This window comes from Bacillus cereus group sp. Bce019 (assembly GCF_051781745.1).
Taxonomy (GTDB): Bacteria; Bacillota; Bacilli; order Bacillales; family Bacillaceae_G; genus Bacillus_A; species Bacillus_A cereus.
Window position 1 is genome coordinate 15,409 of the sequence record NZ_JBPWJX010000004.1, and the last position, 17,522, is coordinate 32,930.

A 17,522-nucleotide genomic window follows, 5' to 3' on the forward strand; every position below is an offset into this window, starting at 1 on the left:
ACTATTAAGGTGTAGCTTAATAGTGGTTTTTTTATGTGGTATTTTTGACAAAATGATGAACTTTTATTGTGAGAAATATGAAAAATATGGACAATAATAAAGGGTAAAAACATGATTTGACCTTTATATGTTTATTATCATCGCTATGTTGTTTAAGTAAGATGAAGCGAATAGCCGTAAAGCGTATGCGGTTGCCAAGTCTTTCTAATGTAAGGTAAGATAAATTCGAGGTGAAAAAAAGAAATGGAACGATTACAAAAAGTGATTGCGCAAGCAGGTATTGCATCGAGAAGAAAGGCTGAGGAATTAATTCAGCAAGGAAAAGTGAAAGTTAATGGAAAAATAGTGAAAGAGTTAGGGACAAAAGTAACTCCTCAAGATAAAGTAGAAGTAAATAATATCCCTCTTGAAAAAGAAGAACCTGTTTATTTTTTACTATATAAACCAACTGGCGTAATTTCAAGTGTATCAGACGATAAAGGAAGAAGTGTTGTAACGGACTTTTTCCCGGAAATTACACAACGTTTATTCCCAATCGGACGCTTAGATTATGATACGTCTGGCGTATTATTAATGACAAACGATGGGGACTTCGCAAACGTATTAATGCATCCTAGATATAAAGTTGAAAAAACATATGTTGCAAAAATAAAAGGGCCATTAACAGGTGAGAAAATTCGCATGTTAGAACGCGGTGTTACGTTAGAAGACGGTAAAACAGCACCAGCACGTGTGAAAATTATTTCTTGGGACAAGCGTAAAGAGATGGCTATTGTACAATTAACAATTCATGAAGGACGTAATCGTCAAGTACGTCGTATGTTTGAAGCGTTAGACTGTAAAGTAGTGAAATTAAAACGTGAACGTTATGCTTTCTTAGAAGTAGGAAGCCTGCGACCTGGTGATGCGAGAGAATTGACACCACATGAGGTGAAACAATTACGCGCGCTTGCTTCTACAAAGCCAAGATAAGCTATAGAGTTAAAAATTCACCAGTGGAGTGCTCTGCTGGTGATTTATTCAATACAACATTTACAGAAGATAATACATAACATTTACCGAGGAGAGGAGAGGTAATATGAAGAAAAATCGCTTATTATTTCGCGTTATTATTCTACTCATTTTATGTGGTGCTGTAGGATTTACCCTTTATCAAGGATTCTTTGCTAATAAAGAGAAAATGCAAATCGGAAAAGAAGCACCTAACTTTATTGTGACGGATTTAGAAGGAAAGAAAATTGAACTAAAAGATTTAAAGGGAAAAGGTGTATTTTTAAACTTTTGGGGCACGTGGTGTAAACCTTGTGAAAAAGAAATGCCTTATATGAATGAATTATATCCAAAGTATAAAGAAAAAGGCGTTGAAATCATAGCGTTAGATGCAGATGAAACGGATATTGCAGTAAAGAACTTTGTGAACCAATATGGTTTGAAATTCCCAGTTGCCATTGATAAAGGACAAAAGATTATAGGAACATATGGAGTAGGTCCTTTACCGACAAGCTTTTTGATTGATAAAGATGGAAAAGTAGTGGAGCAAATTATAGGGGAACAAACGAAAGAACAGTTAGAAGGGTATTTAAAGAAAATTACTCCGTAATAAAGAAAGCCTTTACATAAGGGGTACGTGTTTATAGTGCCTCTGGTTTAAAAATTCTGAGTATTGCGGTAACTTGAGGTTAGAATATACAATAGTACATATAGATACAGGGGCGGTGAGAGTGTTGAAAGAAATTAAATGTGAATGTGGACATGTTAATCCGATAGGAACCGTTTTTTGTGAAGCTTGCGGGAAACCATTTGAAAGCAATGAAAATGCAAAACTATTGGATATGCGCTATGAGGGGAGTGCACGGAGATCTCTCACGCAGACAAAAACGATAGTCGATAAAATTTGGAGCTTTTTCTCTTCTGTAAAAGTAGGTGTATGGCTAATCGTAATAACTTTAGCTGCATCAGCGATAGGAACTATATTTCCGCAAGAAATGTACATAACTCCAGGTATTGCACCAGCTGAATATTATAAACAAGAATACGGATTTTTAGGACAATTATACTATCAATTAGGGTTTAATAATTTATACGGTTCATGGTGGTATATGATTTTGATTGCTTCTATCGGTATTTCACTTGTGATATGTAGTTTAGACCGCGTTATTCCACTTTATAAAGCTTTAAAAAAGCAAGGCGTAAAAAGACATCCTAGTTTTTTAAAGAGACAGAGATTATATGGGACTGGTACACCGCAAGAAGGTGACCTGGAAAGAGTGCAAGAGAATTTAAAGAAAAGAAACTATAACGTGAAAGTGGAAGACGGAAACGTTTTAGCAGAAAAGGGACGCTTCTCGCGTTGGGGTCCATATGTAAATCATATCGGTCTTATTATCTTTTTATTCGGTGCGATGCTTCGTTTTTTACCGAGTATGTACGTAGACGAAGCACTTTGGTTACGTGACGGTGAAACGAAAGAAATACCAGGGACGGATGGACAATACTACTTAAAAAACGAGAAATTTATAAAAGAAGTTTATGATAAAAGTAAGGACAAGGAAGTTTTTGATGAAGCGATTGATCGTGTAGGCGATAAAATGATTGCGAAAAACTTCCAAACGAATGCCGTATTATATAAAGCAGTAGGAGAAAATATAGCAGGACAAAAACCGAAATTAGAAAAAGTAAAAGAAGCGGAAATTCGAGTGAATGAACCACTGAAATTTAATCAATTTGCAGTGTATCAAGTGGATTATAAAGAAAGTGAATTTAAAAGTATGTCCTTTAACTTGCAAAATAAAGAAAATAATCAAAAGTGGGGACCAATTAAAGTAGATTTAACGAATCCTAAGGAAAAATATGATTTAGGAAATGGTTATTCTCTAGAACTATTAAGCTATTTTCCTGATTTTTATTTTGATGAGAATGGAAAACCAAATACAAAAACGAAATTACCAAACAATCCTGCATTTGTATTTAAAATGTTTACACCTGAAACACCAGATGGTGAAGTGAGTTTTGTTGGTATTCAGCAAAATATAGAACCAGATGGAAACAACAAATATAAAATGTCGTTTGCAGGTGTTGAAATGCAAAATGCAACAGCACTTACTGTAAGAAAAGATTTAACGCTTTGGATTCTCGGCATTGGAGGATTTATATTTATGGTTGGTGTCATTCAAGGTATGTATTGGAATCATCGCCGTATTTGGATACAACGTGTTAATGATGAATGGTGGATTGCAGGGCATACAAATAAAAATTGGTTCGGTTTAAAGAAAGATATTGAAAGAGTACTAGAAGGTACAGCAATTCCACAGCCAAATGATAAAGTAATTGATAAAAAAATTAGTTAAGGTGGGGAAACGATATGGTGCAAATAAGTAGTAACTTTCTCTTTACCGCATTTATTTTATATTTAATTGCCACTCTATTTTTCGGGGGAGCAATTAAAGAAAAGGGTCATAAATGGGCAAATGTAGGAATAACGATTACAATGTTAGGGTTTATTGCACAAACAGTATATTTTGTTACAAGGTGGATTGCATCAGGACATGCGCCAGTTAGTAACTTTTTTGAATTCGGTACATTTTTCGGCATGATGCTTGTAGGAGCATTTATTGTCATGTATTTTATGTACCGTGTAAGCATAATCGGACTATTTGCATTACCAGTTGCGCTTTTATTAATTGCCTATGCAAGTATGTTTCCGAGGGAAATATCTCCGCTTATTCCATCTTTAAAAAGTAATTGGTTACATATTCACGTGACGACGGCAGCAGCAGGACAAGCCATTTTAGCGATTAGTTTTATTACAGGTGTTATGTATTTATTGAAAAATGTAGATCAATCGACGAGAAGTAAACGTACATTTTGGCTAGAGACGGTAGTATTTACACTTGTTTGTACAGTTGGATTTATTGGAGTAACAACGGTATTTTCTAGTATGAAATATGAAGCGAAGTTTCAATGGATTGATAAAAATGAACAACAAGTGGAAATGAAATACAATCTTCCGGCTTTAGTTGGACCGCACGAAGGGAAGTTACTGACAGAAAATAAATTAGAACCGGCAGTTGAAGTTCCAGCGATTGTAAATGCGAAAAAATTAAATACTGTTATTTGGTCAGTGTTAGTTGGAACATTACTGTATATTGTATTAAGACTTGTTTTACGGAAGCGAGTATCGGCGGCACTTCAGCCGTTAGTAAAGAATACGAATAGTGATTTACTAGATGAAATCGGATATCGATCTATTGCAATTGGATTCCCAGTGTTCACATTAGGTGCATTAATTTTTGCGATGATTTGGGCACAAATAGCGTGGACACGTTTTTGGGGCTGGGATCCAAAAGAGGTTTGGGCACTTATCACTTGGCTCTTTTATGCGGCAGTATTACATTTACGCCTATCAAAAGGATGGCATGGAGAGAAGTCAGCTTGGCTTGCAGTAATTGGTTTTGCAATCATTATGTTTAACTTTATTGTAGTAAACTTAATTATTGCCGGTTTACATTCATATGCATAGAGAAATAAAATAGGGGAGTGCATGTCACTTTCCTATTTTATTTTTGTCAACTTTTCTTCTTTTTTGAGAAAAACATGACAAAGTAGCGGTTGATTTTGTAAAATGATGTCGAGGACATTATATGCTGTTCAAAAAAAATACATAGTTTTGGAAAAAAATTGAACAAAATTTATTATTCTTGTGAAGCATAATATGGGAAGTGAAACATTTAGAAGATTGCTTAAATAAACGAGAATAGCGCAACATAATAGTTAAAGAAGGGTAGGTGTGAACCGCTGAGGTGAGAGTGCGCAGCGGGTAGAGATGGAAAATGAATCAAGAATTTTAATTGTAGATGATGAGGATCGTATTCGTCGTTTATTGAAAATGTACTTAGAAAGAGAACAATATACGATTGAAGAAGCAGATAATGGTGATACAGCTTTAGAAATGGCGTTGCAAAATGATTACGATTTAATCTTATTAGATCTTATGATGCCTGGTAAAGATGGCATTGAAGTATGTAAAGGGGTTCGTGAGAAGAAAGCGACACCAATTATTATGCTGACAGCAAAAGGTGAAGAAGTAAATAGAGTACAAGGATTTGAAGTTGGAACAGATGATTATATTGTAAAGCCATTTAGTCCACGTGAGGTCGTACTACGTGTGAAAGCGGTATTACGTCGTGCTGTACCAACAACATTCTTTACACAAGATACAACGACAAAAGATGTTACTGTATTCCCGCACTTAACAATTGATAACGATGCACACCGTGTTACTGCAGATGGTAATGAAGTAAACTTAACGCCGAAAGAATATGAGTTACTATTATTTTTAGCGAAAGCTCCTGATAAAGTATTCGATCGTGAGCAACTGTTAAAAGAAGTATGGCAATATGAATTCTTCGGAGATTTACGTACAGTTGATACACATGTAAAGCGTTTACGTGAGAAGTTAAGCAAAAAATCACCAGATGCAGCGAAAATGATCGTTACTGTTTGGGGTGTAGGTTACAAATTTGAGGTTGTGAACGACTGATGCTTTGGAGAAGTGTAGTAGGGAAGTTATGGATGACCATATTACTTCTCGTTTCGTTTGTTCTTGGATTTGTTGCGATTTTACTTTCACAGTTTTTTAGAACGTATTATGTTGATATGAGTGAAGCTAGGCTTCAAAAAGTTGCAACAAGTGTTTCAGAGTTAATTGAAGAAGGTGCCGATGTAAAAACGATTGAGAATATCGCTTACAAATTCTCTGACCCACTTTCAAGGATTATTATTGTAGAAGATGGTAAAGAAATCTCTTCTTCACCGAAACAAGAAGGGTTAGTCACTCTTACAATGGATGACTTAAAAGAAGATAAAGAATTAGCGGCTGTGTTTACAGACAAAAAAGAAATTAAGAATAATATTAGAAAAGCGTCTAATAGTAGGAAGAATAAAAACACCGAAAATGATATTATGATCGTCGGAAAACCAGTGCAATCAAAAAATCAAAGTGCAGTGTTCGTATATGAATCTTTACAAGTACCGATACAAGGTATGGAAAGAACAACTGATTTTATTTTCTTATCGGCTGGAATTGCGATTATATTAACAACTTTCTTTGCGTTCTTCTTATCTACTCGGATTACAGCACCGCTTCGTAAAATGCGTGAGGTTGCTTTTGAAGTGTCACGTGGGAAGTTTGATGCAAAGGCTCCTATGGTATCTCAGGATGAGATTGGTGAGCTTGCAACGGCCTTAAATCAAATGGGAAAACAGTTGAAGTTTAATATGAACGCCTTGCAACAAGAAAAAGAGCAGTTAGCAAGTATTTTGAGTAGTATGGCAGATGGGGTTATTACGTTAAATCAAGAAGGTGAAGTCGTTGTAATCAATCCGCCGGCCGAACATTTCTTACAAGTTTGGCAAGAAGAAAAAGAGATAGAGCTCAGTAAAAAACTACCTTCTGAACTTGTGGAATTATTCCATCTCGTTGTAGAAAGCGAACAACAACAAGTTGTTGAAATTAATTTACAAAAAGGAAACTATGTAGTTCTTATGACGCCGCTTTACAATCAAACGAAAATTCGTGGAGCTGTAGCAGTACTGCGAGATATGACGGAAGAACGTCGTCTTGAAAAGATGCGTCAAGATTTTATTGCGAATGTATCACATGAACTTCGTACACCAATGGTCATGCTGCAAGGGTATAGTGAAGCGATTTTAGATGATATTGTGCAAACGAAAGAGGAAATAGATGAGTTTGTTCAAATTATTTATGATGAATCTGTTCGTTTAGGTAAACTTGTAAATGAATTGTTAGATTTAGCTCGTATGGAAAGCGGTCATGTAGAGTTACATATTGGTGAAGTGGATATACATCCGTTTGTTGAAAAAATTGGTCGTAAATTCCAAGGAATTGCAAAGGATAAAGAGGTCGCGTTAACGGTTGATTTCAAAGATCCAATTGAACAATACCCGTTTGATGCAGATCGTATGGAACAAGTATTGACGAATTTAATTGATAACGCAATACGTCATACGAATGCAGGCGGACATGTAACGCTTGTAATTGATACGAAAAATAACGGTCTTATTTTTGAAGTACAAGATTCGGGTGCAGGCATTCCAGAAGAAGATATTCCATTTTTATTTGATCGTTTCTATAAAGCTGATAAAGCAAGAACACGTGGGAAAAAGGGTGGAACAGGACTCGGGCTTGCGATTGCGAAAAATATTGTTCAAGGCCATGATGGTAAAATTTCTGTATCAAGTGTTGTTGGAGAAGGAACTACATTCTCTGTATATTTACCGAATCGTATAATTTAGATATGCGTTTTTAAAGTTGATAATGAATAAAGTTCTGCTGTTTTTTATTTTTTTGTAAACTCAATTAAATAAAGAATGGTAGAACTTTTTTCTATGTTGCTCGAATAAAGAATAACAAGAGAGGTGCTGTGAAGAAATGAAATTATATACAAAAACAGGAGATAAAGGAACGACAAGTGTAATAGGTGGCAGGGTTGATAAAGATGATATCCGTGTGGAAGCGTATGGAACAATAGACGAGGCAAATTCTCATATTGGATATGCAATGACTAAGCTTCAAGGCGGGGCTTTTATAGATATTTACAATGAGCTCGAAAATATTCAACATGAACTATTTGATTGCGGAGGAGACTTGGCAATAGTGGAACAAAAAATTCCTTATAAAGTGACAATTGTGATGGTTGAAAGTTTAGAAAGAAAGATTGATTTATATATAGAAGAAGCCCCGCCACTAGAACGCTTTATTTTGCCAGGTGGTAGCGAGGCAGCGGCTACTATTCATATTGCACGTACTGTTGTAAGGAGAGCAGAACGCTCTATAGTATCATTGCAAAAAGAAGTGAAAATAAATGAAGTTGTATTAAAGTATGTAAATAGATTATCTGATTATTTGTTTGCGATAGCTCGAGTAATAAATGCCCGATTACAAGTGAAAGATGTGGAGTATAACCGTAGTGCATTAGTTTTTCGTGATAAGAAAGAGAAGGAAGTGGAGTAATTCACTTTCTTTTTTTGTATACTTTTTTCTGTAATATACCAAAATAGAGAAGGTATGGTGGTAATTAGAAAACGGAGGATGTATATGAAAGTTTTAAAATGCGGTGTCATGTTATTGAGTATACTGTTTGTATCTCAATTACATGTTTATGCAGAAGAAAATCGATGGACATGGCCTGTTGAAGGTCAGATAAGTGATTATTTTGGGACAAGGCATGGAAAACATTATGGTATTGATGTAGCTGCGCCGATTGGAACGCCTGTGGCAGCTATCCAAGATGGTAAGGTAACGAGGTCTTATTATTCAAGTAGTTATGGAAATGTTGTATTTATTAAACACGGAGAATATGAGGCTGTATATGCACATTTAAATAAGAGATATGTGGATCAAGGAGATTATATTTCCAAAGGAGAAAAAATTGGAGAAGTAGGGAACACGGGAGAATCGCGAGGTGCGCACTTACATCTAGAACTTCATCAAGGAAGATGGACGATGGCGAAAAAGAATGCGATGAACCCATTGCTTGTTTTAAGTGAACAAAGAAATGAAGTCGTTTCTTCGTCATTATATGTCGTACAAAAAGGGGATACTTTAGTTAGTATTGCACGGAAATTTAGTATGACACTTAAGGAAATTAAAGAAAAAAATGGATTGCAGCAAGAGCTAATTTATCCTAATCAACAATTATATGTTAAGTAAAGGAAACGCTTCAAAAATTAAACTTTGAACAAATTTATGTTCTTCTTAAATAAGATTCAATGTAAATGAAATTATATGGGCGCTTTTGCTAGAACTATTGAGTGAATCAGAGCATCTATATCTAAAAGAAAACCGTCCCAAAATTTATTTTGGGACGGCTTCTTTTACCAAAAAATAAAGACACATATAAATCCAGAAATAGCTAAATAGCTATATAAGTAAAAAACTTTTGTTCTTGTTTTCTCTTTTGTTCGAAACAGTACGATAGTCGGTTCAATTAAACCGATTGTCAAACAAAGTAGGCCAAGAAGCATACAACCAATCGAGATAGAATACAGGGCGATTTGTGGTGCTTGAAATGGAATCATCCATTTTAATAAAAATGCAATAAGTGCAGTGTAACAAATACTACCGATGTATTTATTCAGTGGTGTATTAGAACGAAAACCAGGAAGTTTTTTTAAGAAAGAGCGGGAAACAACTTCTGTTTGTAAAGATGTATGCTCTTCAATAATTTTTTGAGCTTCTTTTCCTTTTTGAAAAAGAGATAAGATCCAATTTCGCTCACCCTGAAAAATAAATTGAGAAGTTGTCAAATAGTGATCAATCTTCACTTTATTCCAACTCTTCCACGGATGACGCTCACACAATTTTAATTTACTTTCTGTTTTTTTATCATACTGATAAATACTGATGCCATCTTCATCGAAAGTAGCATAGTATGTCTCGTTTGAGAATGTGCCTAAATCAATTGGGCAGTAGAAAAGTAATTCTTTTTTTAAGTAAAAGTATTCTTTTCTTAAGTTTTTTTTCATTGCTTCTCGAATAGAATGTCTCTTGTCTTTTTTCATGACATTTCCTCCATAACTCAGAAAATGTTCTTATCTTAACAATTCAATATCTTATCACTTTTAATTATATATGACTAGGTAATTCAAAAGAGAAATGCCGAATAATAAAAAATATGGATTGTATTGTAAAATATCTCGCAATTTATTTGTTGTTACGAAAAATAAATGACTAATTTTAAATAAGTTACAATTTTTTAGTTCACAATGTTATGAGGTTGTTGTATAATGAAGGGGAAAATAGAATATCGGTCTATCTTCGGGGCAGGGTGAAAATCCCGACCGGCGGTGATGAACTATTTATGATTTTGTTCTAAGCCCGCGAGCCGTTAAGGCAGGATTTGGTGTGATTCCAAAGCCGACAGTATAGTCTGGATGGGAGAAGATGGAGGTTCAAGCGTTCAAAAAAGATATGGATTTGAACGTCTGTTTGATGTGCCTTAAATTCTCCCTTTGTGTAAAACACAAAGGGTTTTTTCGTTCTATGAAAAAATAGGCATAGCAGAACCTTTCCACTTTCCATGAGATGATCGATGGAAAAGGAGAGAGAAAGATGAAACAAAAAAACAGTGTAGTGCAGATGGTGAGTGTAGCGATGCTAAGTAGTATTGCATATTTACTAATGATGTTGGATTTCCCGTTTCCAGGGCTTCCGCCATTTTTGAAAATTGATTTTAGTGATGTACCAGCTCTAATTGCGGCAATTATCTTTGGACCAGTAGCAGGAGTGATTGTAGAGGCGATAAAGAACATTTTACATTACGGGATTCAAGGAAGTTTAACGGGAGTACCAGTTGGAGAAATTGCAAACTTTATTGCAGGATGTTTATTTATTGGACCAGCAGCTTTCTTATTTAGAAAGTATCGTACTGTGAAGAGTTTAACTACAGGATTAATGCTAGGGACAATTACAATGGCACTTATTATGAGTGTATTAAACTACATCATCATATTCCCGGCTTACACTTGGTTTTTAAATTCACCAGCTATGTCTAGCGAAGCTATAAAAACAACGGTTGTAACGGCAATCTTACCATTTAATTTAATTAAAGGGATTGTTGTAACAATTGTATTTGTAGCATTATTCTCACGCCTGAAAGTATGGGTGTTTGCAAAAATGAAAAATGCATAATATATACTAAAACCATTAGTAGTGTGAAACTACTAATGGTTTTTTATTAAGGAAAATAAAATTTAGATACAAAAAACGCCCCTCATCAATAGGAGGGGCGTTTTTTGAAGTTAATAAAAGACTATTCGAATTTTAAAGCGTCTCCGTCGAATGATTCGTCAGCAACTTTAATTGAGTCAGTTGGACAGCCTTCGAATGCATCCATCATATCTTCAATTAATACATCTGGAATTTCAACGATACCTTGGTTATCGTCTAATGTTACAAATGCAATACCTTCATCATCATAGTCGTAAATGTCTGGTGCAGCAGCGCCACAAGCACCACATGCAATACAAGTATCTTTATCAACGATTGTATATTTTGCCATCTTTTTTCCCTCCTGATAATATGTATGTGAAAAGCTCGCCATAAAAATTATAACCTTATTGTAAAACGGTTTGTAAAACTTTTCAACATAAAATTATAATGATAATGCTTATCAATTAGAGTGTCAACTTATTTTTGAATTATGTCATAAGATTTTCAAAATACGTAAATATGATTTCGTTTGATACAATAGAATATATACAAGTATATAGTTCTTATATGATAAGTTTAATGAGCGACAGTAGATAGTGTAATTGTACTGAAAAGAATGAAGTTAAGATTGGAAGGTGGAAGCGGTCATGCAAATACAATATACTTTGTTGCATTGTTTAAAACAATTGAATGGTGAAAGAACCGTTTCTTCTATTTATTATTTACTAAAGGGCAAACGTTCTTCGCAAACTTTACAAGATGGAAATATGTTCCGAATTTCTTTTTTGTTCGGAATATATAAATCATTAAATAGAAATGACTATGATGGTGAAGTTGCAAAGTTGTTGCAAGCGGATTTTATTCAAGAAATACATGAAAATACATATGTGTTAACACCTACGGGTAAAATGCAGTTACATAAATGGGAGGAAGTTTATGCTTTTCCGGCGCATTTGCATGGTTTACATTATGGTGAATTAGGTGAAACATTTTGGAAAAGATTATCATTAATTATTCAAACCATATCAAATTTACAACAGAATAATACGAGGTTTATTCCAATTCAGCAAGATACAGAAATAATGATGTGGGTGAAACGTTTTCTAACAGGAAGGCCATATAAGAGAAGTGAGTTGGCGAGAAAACTATGGACGGAAGTACATAATCTTTTAGAAAAGAGTAATGCGATAGAAGCGACGATTGTAACATATCGATTAACGGGTTATGAACGCATTGGTTGTACATTGCAACAATTAGCAGAAATTACGAAACAAGATATATTCAGGGTGTATTTTTTATTTTGGGGTACAATACATTTCTTTATACAAGAAGTTCGTGATAAAGAAAATGAATTTCCACTATTAGCTGAAATTATATCTTATCCAAATGAGAGAGCTGAATTATTTAGTTTATCCACGAAAAAAACATATAATTTTTGGAGACAAGGACGTTCTTTAGAAGAAATAGCGACGATTCGGAATTTAAAGGTTGCAACGATAGAAGATCATTTTGTTGAAATTGCTTTGCGAGAAAAAGATTTTTCTATTGAAATGTTTATGGAAAAAGAAAAGATAGACAAAGTAATAAAAGTAATTGAAGCATTGCAAACGCGGAAGTTACGTGTTTTGAAACAAGCGGTTGGAGAAGATATCTCTTATTTTGAAGTTCGTCTTGTATTAGCGCGGATGGAGGGTGTAAATGAAACTTGAAGAATATTTATATAAGTGGTTTGGATATTCTGAATTTCGTCCAGGTCAAAAAGGAGTAATTACAGATTTATTAGAAGGAAAAGATGTGATAGCAATGCTTCCGACTGGAAGAGGGAAATCTATGTGCTATCAGTTTCCGGGGCTTATGCGAGAAGGAACAGTGCTTGTTGTATCACCGTTATTATCTTTAATGGAAGATCAAGTGACACAATTAAAGTATGTTGTGAAAAACCGAGTGATAGCATTTAATAGTTTTCGGACATTAAATGAAAAAAGAGAAGCGATGAAAAAATTATCTTCATATAAATTTATTTTTGTTTCACCAGAGATGTTGCAGTCGGAGTTATTAATTAGGGAATTGAAGAAAATTCATATTTCATTATTTGTTGTTGATGAGGCTCATTGTATTTCTCAATGGGGTTATGATTTTAGACCGGACTATAAAAAACTAAATGTAGTTATTGAAAATATTGGTTCTCCTACAGTATTAGCATTGACAGCCACAGCGACAAAAGGGGTACTGCAGGATATCGCAGATAGTTTAAATTTAAAGGGTGCCGCGGAACATGTATACTCTATTGATCGTCCTAATATTGCAATGGATGTGCAATTTGTAGAGACGATAGAAGAAAAGAAAGAGGCGCTTTTAGAGCAGGTGATGTATTTACAAGGGCCGGGGATTGTATATTGCTCAAGTAGAGCGTGGACAGAAAGGTTAACGGAATACTTGAGAGGGAAAGGTGTTACTGGTGTAGCTTTTTATCATGGTGGTATGGAACATGAAGAGCGTATGTTAATTCAACAGCAGTTTATGAACGATCAATTGCAACTTGTAATATGCACAAGTGCATTTGGTATGGGGGTAAATAAGGCGAATACGCGATATATTATTCATTTTCATTATCCAACTAATATAGCCTCTTACTTACAAGAAATCGGAAGAGCTGGAAGAGATGGCGAACCGAGTATAGCTATTTTATTATGTAGTCCGTTGGATCATGATTTACCAATTTCAATCATTGAGGATGAATTGCCAAGTAAGTCACAAATAAAATTTTTATTTTCTTTACTACAAGAAAGAATGTTTCAAACGAAGGAATTACCAATAGAAGATGTAGAAGAAATTTGTTATAATGCAGCAAGATTTAATGAGCAATATTGGCGTTTCGTTCGTTATCATCTCGAACAGGTTGGAATTATACAACAACGAAGATTATTATTAGAAGGTTTGTCAGATGAAATCATGAACCGATTAATAGCTGAAGTAGAAATAAGGTTGCGTAATAAATATAGTGAGCTAGAAAATATGAAGTCATGGATACAAGTTAAAGGGTGTAGACGTGAATATGTGCTGCAACAGTTCGGTTATAGGAAAGAGCAAGAGTTAATTAATTGCTGCGATTATTGCGGTATTACCAAAGAAGATTATAAAAAAAGACGAGCGCAACAATCGGATTTCGACTATAATTGGGAAACAGAGTTACAAAAGCTTTTCGGCCTAGAAAAGATGGAGGAATGATGAACATTCAAAGGCATAATGTTGAAGATATGAGTCCGCAGGAAATAAGGCTGAATCTATATATAACACAGTTAATTATTATCGGTATTGGCTGTTTACTGGCATATATATTATTTCAAGATGTAAAAGAAGTCTTTAATTTATGGAAATGGGAACCAGTATCTATACTTATTATAGGTGGTTTGTTAGCGATTGGTATTGTGTTATTAGATTATGTTGCAATGCGAGTGTTTCCGGAGTCATGGTTTGATGATGGTGGTATTAACGATAAGATGTTTCGAGGAATGTCCGTTCTACACTTACTCGTTATTACGTTCTTGATTGGTTTTGCAGAAGAATTTTTATTTAGAGGTGTAGTACAGACTCATTTTGGAATTGTAATTGCGAGCTTCGTATTTGCAGTGTTACATATTCGTTATATAACAAAGCCATTTTTATTTTGTTTCGTCTGTTTCATTAGTTTTGTCTTTGGTTATGTATTTGAATGGACAGGAAATTTGTTTATAACAATCTTTGCACACTTTCTTGTTGATTTTATAATGGGACTCCAATTAAGAAAATAAATGGAAGGTGGTGGTGAACAACATGAGGAAACGAATTCCTGATTTTGAAGAGGAATTAGAAGTTGAGCGAGTGGAAGAAAAAGAAAGTTTACCGCCGCGTAGTGAAATTCATAGAAATAAAGAGAAAAAACAAAAGTTTAAAATAAATCACATTTTCGTCCGGGTTTTAACATTTCTATTCATTCTTCTGCCGATTAGTATTTTGTGGTACACGGATAAATATATTCAGGTGAAGGGTGATAGTAATAATGCTGGAAAAAGTGCGTTTGAAGTAATCTTCTTTGATTCAGCTAAATCTGAGTCGCAGAAACATTCTGAAAAATTAATAACGCATACTGTGAAAGAGGGAGAAACTTTAGAAAGTATAGCGAAGCAATATTTTTCAGATGGAAATGGAATTGAAGTAATTAAAAAGTATAATAACTTGCAGGAAGATGAAGTGAGTGCAGGTCAAGAATTAAAAATTCCGATAAAAGATAAGTCCACAAAGCAAGAAAGCTAGCGAGTTAAGCGATCACAGTTTGTTATAAAAGCCTAGGATTATCTTTATGAGGAGGGAGTCAAAAATATGATATGGATTATATTATTCAGTACTCTCATAGGCATGGGGATTTTATTACTTTTTGTGATGTATAAAGAAGCGATGCGTAATACGGTGTTGGAACATACTTTAGTATTTAAAGAATTTCCGAAAAGTTTTCAAAAAGTAAATGTGTTTTTTATTTCTGATATTCATAGAAGGGTCATTTCGAATTTGTTAATTGAACAAGTAAAAGGAAAAGTAGATCTCGTAATTATCGGAGGAGATTTAGCAGAGAAAGGTGTCTCTTTATCAAAAATCTCTGCGAATATTCAAAAGTTAAGAGAGATAGGTCCTGTATATTTTGTGTGGGGAAACAATGATTATGAGATAGAATATCATGAATTAGATGCGTTATTATTAGAAAATAACGTAAAAGTTTTAGATAATACAAGAGTGGTATTTGAGTCTGAATTAGGAGAGAAAATTTGTTTGCTCGGTATAGATGATGTTGGATTGCACCGTGATCGTCTAGATTTGGCATTGGCGGATTGTAAAGAAGATGGTTTTCGTATCCTAGTTAGTCACAACCCTGATATAATAAAAAAAATGTCTGGAAATGAACAGATTTCACTTGTGTTAAGTGGACATACGCATGGAGGACAAATCCGATTATTCCCATCTAAAAAATATTTAAAAGGTGGCGTATATAACCATTTAAATACGATTCTCTTTGTTAGTAATGGGTATGGAACAACATTGATACCACTTCGTTTCCGAGCACCTGCTCAAACACATATCATTACATTGTGCGGAGGGAAATGATGCCAACTCTTAGTGGGAAATATAATATAAAAGCCGTTTCGAATATAATTGGAGTTCAGCCGAGTACGCTTCGTGCATGGGAAAGACGATATCAAATTATTGCCCCAAAGCGGAATCAAGCTGGGCATCGCTTATATACAGAAGAGCATATTCAAATTTTAAAATGGTTAATGGAAAAAGTTTCTTCCGGTATGATGATTGGACAAGCAGTTCAGTTATTAGAAGAGAATCGTTTGCAGAGTACAGTTCAAAAAGAGATACATTTCGATAAAGAAGTTGTTTTAGTGGACGATTTGCTACAAGCTTTGTTAAAATTTGATGAAATTACAATTGCTGCATTATTAAACGAAGCTTTTAGTATATATTCAACAGAAAAGGTTGTTGCCAGTATCGTTCTTCGAGTGACAGACAAATTATTAACGTCAAAAAATAATAATGAGATTTCAATGGTGCAATTTCAATATGCACTATCATTTTTACAAACGCGTCTAGGGATGGTGTATCACAATGCCTCAATGTTTTCCTCTTTACACAAAGTTATTGTGTTAGAAAAGGATGCATTGAAAGGATTTATTTTTTCAACTTATTTACGCTTAAAAGGATATGAGGCGATATATATTAGGACAAGCTTAGCTGAAGATGGTATGTTATCAGCGGTAGAGGAAATACAGCCGAAATATGTATTTATATCTTTTGCTGACGAACAAGAAATGAAAAAGACGATGAACTTTATAAATTTATTACAAGAAAAAAGGGAATCTCTTTCTGTTGGATTTATCGGAAAGCTAGGCGTTCTAAACCAGTTGGACATTGAAACAATCTTAATTGGTGATACGAAAGAAGAATGGGATGGATGGTTAAAAATGTCGGAATAGTTGTTCGAAAAGAACCATCTATTTTCTATTTCATATAATAAAAATTAGATGCATTGGTTACGTAGGGAGGGTATGAGATGAGGCTGGAACGATTAAATTACAATAAGATAAAAATTTTTCTAACATTTGATGATTTATCTGAACGAGGATTAACGAAAGAAGATTTATGGAGAAATGCACCGAAAGTACAGCAATTATTTCGTGATATGATGCAAGAAGCAAATAAGGAATTAGGGTTTGAAGCAGATGGTCCGATTGCAGTTGAAGTGTTTTCTCTACAAGCACAAGGGATGGTTGTAATTGTAACGAAAGAAAATCAAGAAATGGATACAGATGATGAGTTCCGTGACGAGTTTATTGAAATGCAAGTGACTCTAGATGAAAGTGAGCATATATTATATGAGTTTGCTACGCTAGATGACGTAATTAACCTGTCGAATCGCTTATATAACCTTGGTGTAACTGGCGGAAAGCTATATACGTGGGATGAGCGCTTCTATCTTTGGGTGGAAGAAGAGGAACAAATTCAATTGTTAAAGGCGGATTTTATAGCTATTTTAGCGGAATACGGTAATCCGTCTACAGCAACCATTTATCGCATCATGGAGTACGGTAAAGAATTAATGGATGTTAACGCGATAGAACAAATACACAATTACTTTGTGAAAAAACAAAACCTCAGCTAATACAACATAGCTGAGGTTTTGTTTTTATTTGGAGAAGGGAAGGGATGATTGTAAATACTCGAACATAATTTTTGAAAATAAAATATGCAGTTT

The 17,522-nt window shown here is 34.4% G+C and carries 18 protein-coding genes and 1 riboswitch; of the genes, 16 read left to right on the forward strand and 2 right to left on the reverse strand.

The window, feature by feature from the left end:
* The first annotated feature begins 243 nt into the window (after positions 1-243).
* The 8 genes from rluB (at position 244) to ACS2QP_RS08385 (ending at position 8,731) form a co-directional block, all read left to right on the forward strand.
* A complete protein-coding gene (rluB, locus tag ACS2QP_RS08350) occupies positions 244-972 on the forward strand; it encodes a 23S rRNA pseudouridine(2605) synthase RluB (RefSeq protein WP_000440556.1) in 729 nt (242 codons plus the stop codon).
* A 106-nt stretch (positions 973-1,078) separates the two neighbouring features.
* Positions 1,079-1,600, forward strand: coding sequence for a thiol-disulfide oxidoreductase ResA (gene resA / locus ACS2QP_RS08355; protein ID WP_000742192.1), 522 nt, complete (start codon positions 1,079-1,081; stop codon positions 1,598-1,600).
* 121 nt (positions 1,601-1,721) lie between these two features.
* Complete coding sequence (gene resB / locus ACS2QP_RS08360) at positions 1,722-3,347, forward strand: cytochrome c biogenesis protein ResB (RefSeq protein WP_078420947.1); 1,626 nt, start codon at positions 1,722-1,724, stop codon at positions 3,345-3,347.
* 14 nt (positions 3,348-3,361) lie between these two features.
* The gene (resC, locus tag ACS2QP_RS08365) at positions 3,362-4,519 is read left to right on the forward strand and encodes a cytochrome c biogenesis protein ResC (RefSeq protein ID WP_000250100.1); all 1,158 of its coding nucleotides are present in this window, start codon (positions 3,362-3,364) and stop codon (positions 4,517-4,519) included.
* 303 nt (positions 4,520-4,822) lie between these two features.
* The gene (gene resD, locus ACS2QP_RS08370; protein ID WP_000426861.1) at positions 4,823-5,539 is read left to right on the forward strand and encodes a DNA-binding response regulator ResD; all 717 of its coding nucleotides are present in this window, start codon (positions 4,823-4,825) and stop codon (positions 5,537-5,539) included.
* Positions 5,539-7,314 carry a sensor histidine kinase ResE gene (gene resE, locus ACS2QP_RS08375; RefSeq protein WP_000964673.1) on the forward strand — a complete coding sequence of 592 codons (1,776 nt, stop codon included), beginning with the start codon at positions 5,539-5,541 and terminating at the stop codon, positions 7,312-7,314. The genes resD and resE overlap by 1 nt, the downstream gene beginning before the upstream one ends.
* 136 nt (positions 7,315-7,450) lie before the next feature.
* A complete protein-coding gene (locus ACS2QP_RS08380; protein WP_000781268.1) occupies positions 7,451-8,032 on the forward strand; it encodes a cob(I)yrinic acid a,c-diamide adenosyltransferase in 582 nt (193 codons plus the stop codon).
* Between the two features lie 84 nt (positions 8,033-8,116).
* Positions 8,117-8,731, forward strand: coding sequence for a peptidoglycan DD-metalloendopeptidase family protein (locus ACS2QP_RS08385; RefSeq protein ID WP_000866117.1), 615 nt, complete (start codon positions 8,117-8,119; stop codon positions 8,729-8,731).
* Between the two features lie 164 nt (positions 8,732-8,895).
* On the opposite strand, the gene ACS2QP_RS08390 is transcribed toward ACS2QP_RS08385, so the two are convergent.
* Positions 8,896-9,582: a hypothetical protein gene (locus ACS2QP_RS08390; protein WP_000710837.1), complete on the reverse strand. Its 687-nt coding sequence runs from the start codon at positions 9,580-9,582 to the stop codon at positions 8,896-8,898.
* Positions 9,583-9,830: 248 nt separating this feature from the next.
* Positions 9,831-9,970, forward strand: a riboswitch (FMN riboswitch).
* A 162-nt stretch (positions 9,971-10,132) separates the two neighbouring features.
* Between ACS2QP_RS08390 and ACS2QP_RS08395 the strand changes: the two genes are divergently transcribed.
* Entirely contained in the window at positions 10,133-10,711 is a 579-nt protein-coding gene (locus ACS2QP_RS08395) for an ECF transporter S component (protein ID WP_000810855.1), read from the forward strand.
* 121 nt (positions 10,712-10,832) lie between these two features.
* Here ACS2QP_RS08395 and ACS2QP_RS08400 read toward each other — a convergent pair whose 3' ends face one another.
* On the reverse strand, positions 10,833-11,081 hold the full coding sequence (locus ACS2QP_RS08400; RefSeq protein ID WP_001151993.1) for a ferredoxin: 249 nt from the start codon (positions 11,079-11,081) through the stop codon (positions 10,833-10,835).
* A gap of 298 nt (positions 11,082-11,379) precedes the next feature.
* On the opposite strand from ACS2QP_RS08400, the gene ACS2QP_RS08405 reads away from it, so the two are divergent.
* The 7 genes from ACS2QP_RS08405 to ACS2QP_RS08435 all read left to right on the forward strand — a co-directional run bounded on the left by ACS2QP_RS08405 (position 11,380) and on the right by ACS2QP_RS08435 (position 17,429).
* Positions 11,380-12,441 carry a helix-turn-helix domain-containing protein gene (locus ACS2QP_RS08405; RefSeq protein ID WP_001167004.1) on the forward strand — a complete coding sequence of 354 codons (1,062 nt, stop codon included), beginning with the start codon at positions 11,380-11,382 and terminating at the stop codon, positions 12,439-12,441.
* Positions 12,431-13,960 (forward strand): ATP-dependent DNA helicase RecQ, encoded by a 1,530-nt coding sequence (gene recQ / locus ACS2QP_RS08410; protein ID WP_048655803.1) that lies wholly within the window; start codon positions 12,431-12,433, stop codon positions 13,958-13,960. Before ACS2QP_RS08405 ends, recQ begins: the two co-directional genes overlap by 11 nt.
* Entirely contained in the window at positions 13,960-14,523 is a 564-nt protein-coding gene (locus ACS2QP_RS08415) for a CPBP family intramembrane glutamic endopeptidase (protein WP_001025780.1), read from the forward strand. Before recQ ends, ACS2QP_RS08415 begins: the two co-directional genes overlap by 1 nt.
* Positions 14,524-14,545: 22 nt before the next feature.
* Positions 14,546-15,025 (forward strand): LysM peptidoglycan-binding domain-containing protein, encoded by a 480-nt coding sequence (locus tag ACS2QP_RS08420; protein ID WP_071740349.1) that lies wholly within the window; start codon positions 14,546-14,548, stop codon positions 15,023-15,025.
* Positions 15,026-15,091: 66 nt separating this feature from the next.
* Entirely contained in the window at positions 15,092-15,868 is a 777-nt protein-coding gene (locus ACS2QP_RS08425; protein ID WP_000637791.1) for a metallophosphoesterase, read from the forward strand.
* Positions 15,868-16,743, forward strand: a complete 876-nt coding sequence (locus ACS2QP_RS08430) for a MerR family transcriptional regulator (RefSeq protein WP_001142718.1) — start codon at positions 15,868-15,870, stop codon at positions 16,741-16,743. The genes ACS2QP_RS08425 and ACS2QP_RS08430 overlap by 1 nt, the downstream gene beginning before the upstream one ends.
* A 77-nt stretch (positions 16,744-16,820) precedes the next feature.
* Positions 16,821-17,429 carry a genetic competence negative regulator gene (locus tag ACS2QP_RS08435; protein ID WP_001235402.1) on the forward strand — a complete coding sequence of 203 codons (609 nt, stop codon included), beginning with the start codon at positions 16,821-16,823 and terminating at the stop codon, positions 17,427-17,429.
* Positions 17,430-17,522: the final 93 nt, after the last annotated feature.

Coding starts and splice junctions, on each gene's coding strand:
- recQ (WP_048655803.1), top strand. CDS start 12,431: ATGAAACTTGAAGAATATTTATATAAGTGGTTTGGATATTCTGAATTT.
- rluB (WP_000440556.1), top strand. CDS start 244: ATGGAACGATTACAAAAAGTGATTGCGCAAGCAGGTATTGCATCGAGA.
- ACS2QP_RS08385 (WP_000866117.1), top strand. CDS start 8,117: ATGAAAGTTTTAAAATGCGGTGTCATGTTATTGAGTATACTGTTTGTA.
- ACS2QP_RS08395 (WP_000810855.1), top strand. CDS start 10,133: ATGAAACAAAAAAACAGTGTAGTGCAGATGGTGAGTGTAGCGATGCTA.
- ACS2QP_RS08430 (WP_001142718.1), top strand. CDS start 15,868: ATGCCAACTCTTAGTGGGAAATATAATATAAAAGCCGTTTCGAATATA.
- ACS2QP_RS08435 (WP_001235402.1), top strand. CDS start 16,821: ATGAGGCTGGAACGATTAAATTACAATAAGATAAAAATTTTTCTAACA.
- resE (WP_000964673.1), top strand. CDS start 5,539: ATGCTTTGGAGAAGTGTAGTAGGGAAGTTATGGATGACCATATTACTT.
- ACS2QP_RS08390 (WP_000710837.1), bottom strand. CDS start 9,582: ATGAAAAAAGACAAGAGACATTCTATTCGAGAAGCAATGAAAAAAAAC.
- resD (WP_000426861.1), top strand. CDS start 4,823: ATGGAAAATGAATCAAGAATTTTAATTGTAGATGATGAGGATCGTATT.
- ACS2QP_RS08380 (WP_000781268.1), top strand. CDS start 7,451: ATGAAATTATATACAAAAACAGGAGATAAAGGAACGACAAGTGTAATA.
- ACS2QP_RS08420 (WP_071740349.1), top strand. CDS start 14,546: ATGAGGAAACGAATTCCTGATTTTGAAGAGGAATTAGAAGTTGAGCGA.
- ACS2QP_RS08400 (WP_001151993.1), bottom strand. CDS start 11,081: ATGGCAAAATATACAATCGTTGATAAAGATACTTGTATTGCATGTGGT.
- resC (WP_000250100.1), top strand. CDS start 3,362: ATGGTGCAAATAAGTAGTAACTTTCTCTTTACCGCATTTATTTTATAT.
- ACS2QP_RS08415 (WP_001025780.1), top strand. CDS start 13,960: ATGAACATTCAAAGGCATAATGTTGAAGATATGAGTCCGCAGGAAATA.
- ACS2QP_RS08425 (WP_000637791.1), top strand. CDS start 15,092: ATGATATGGATTATATTATTCAGTACTCTCATAGGCATGGGGATTTTA.
- resA (WP_000742192.1), top strand. CDS start 1,079: ATGAAGAAAAATCGCTTATTATTTCGCGTTATTATTCTACTCATTTTA.
- ACS2QP_RS08405 (WP_001167004.1), top strand. CDS start 11,380: ATGCAAATACAATATACTTTGTTGCATTGTTTAAAACAATTGAATGGT.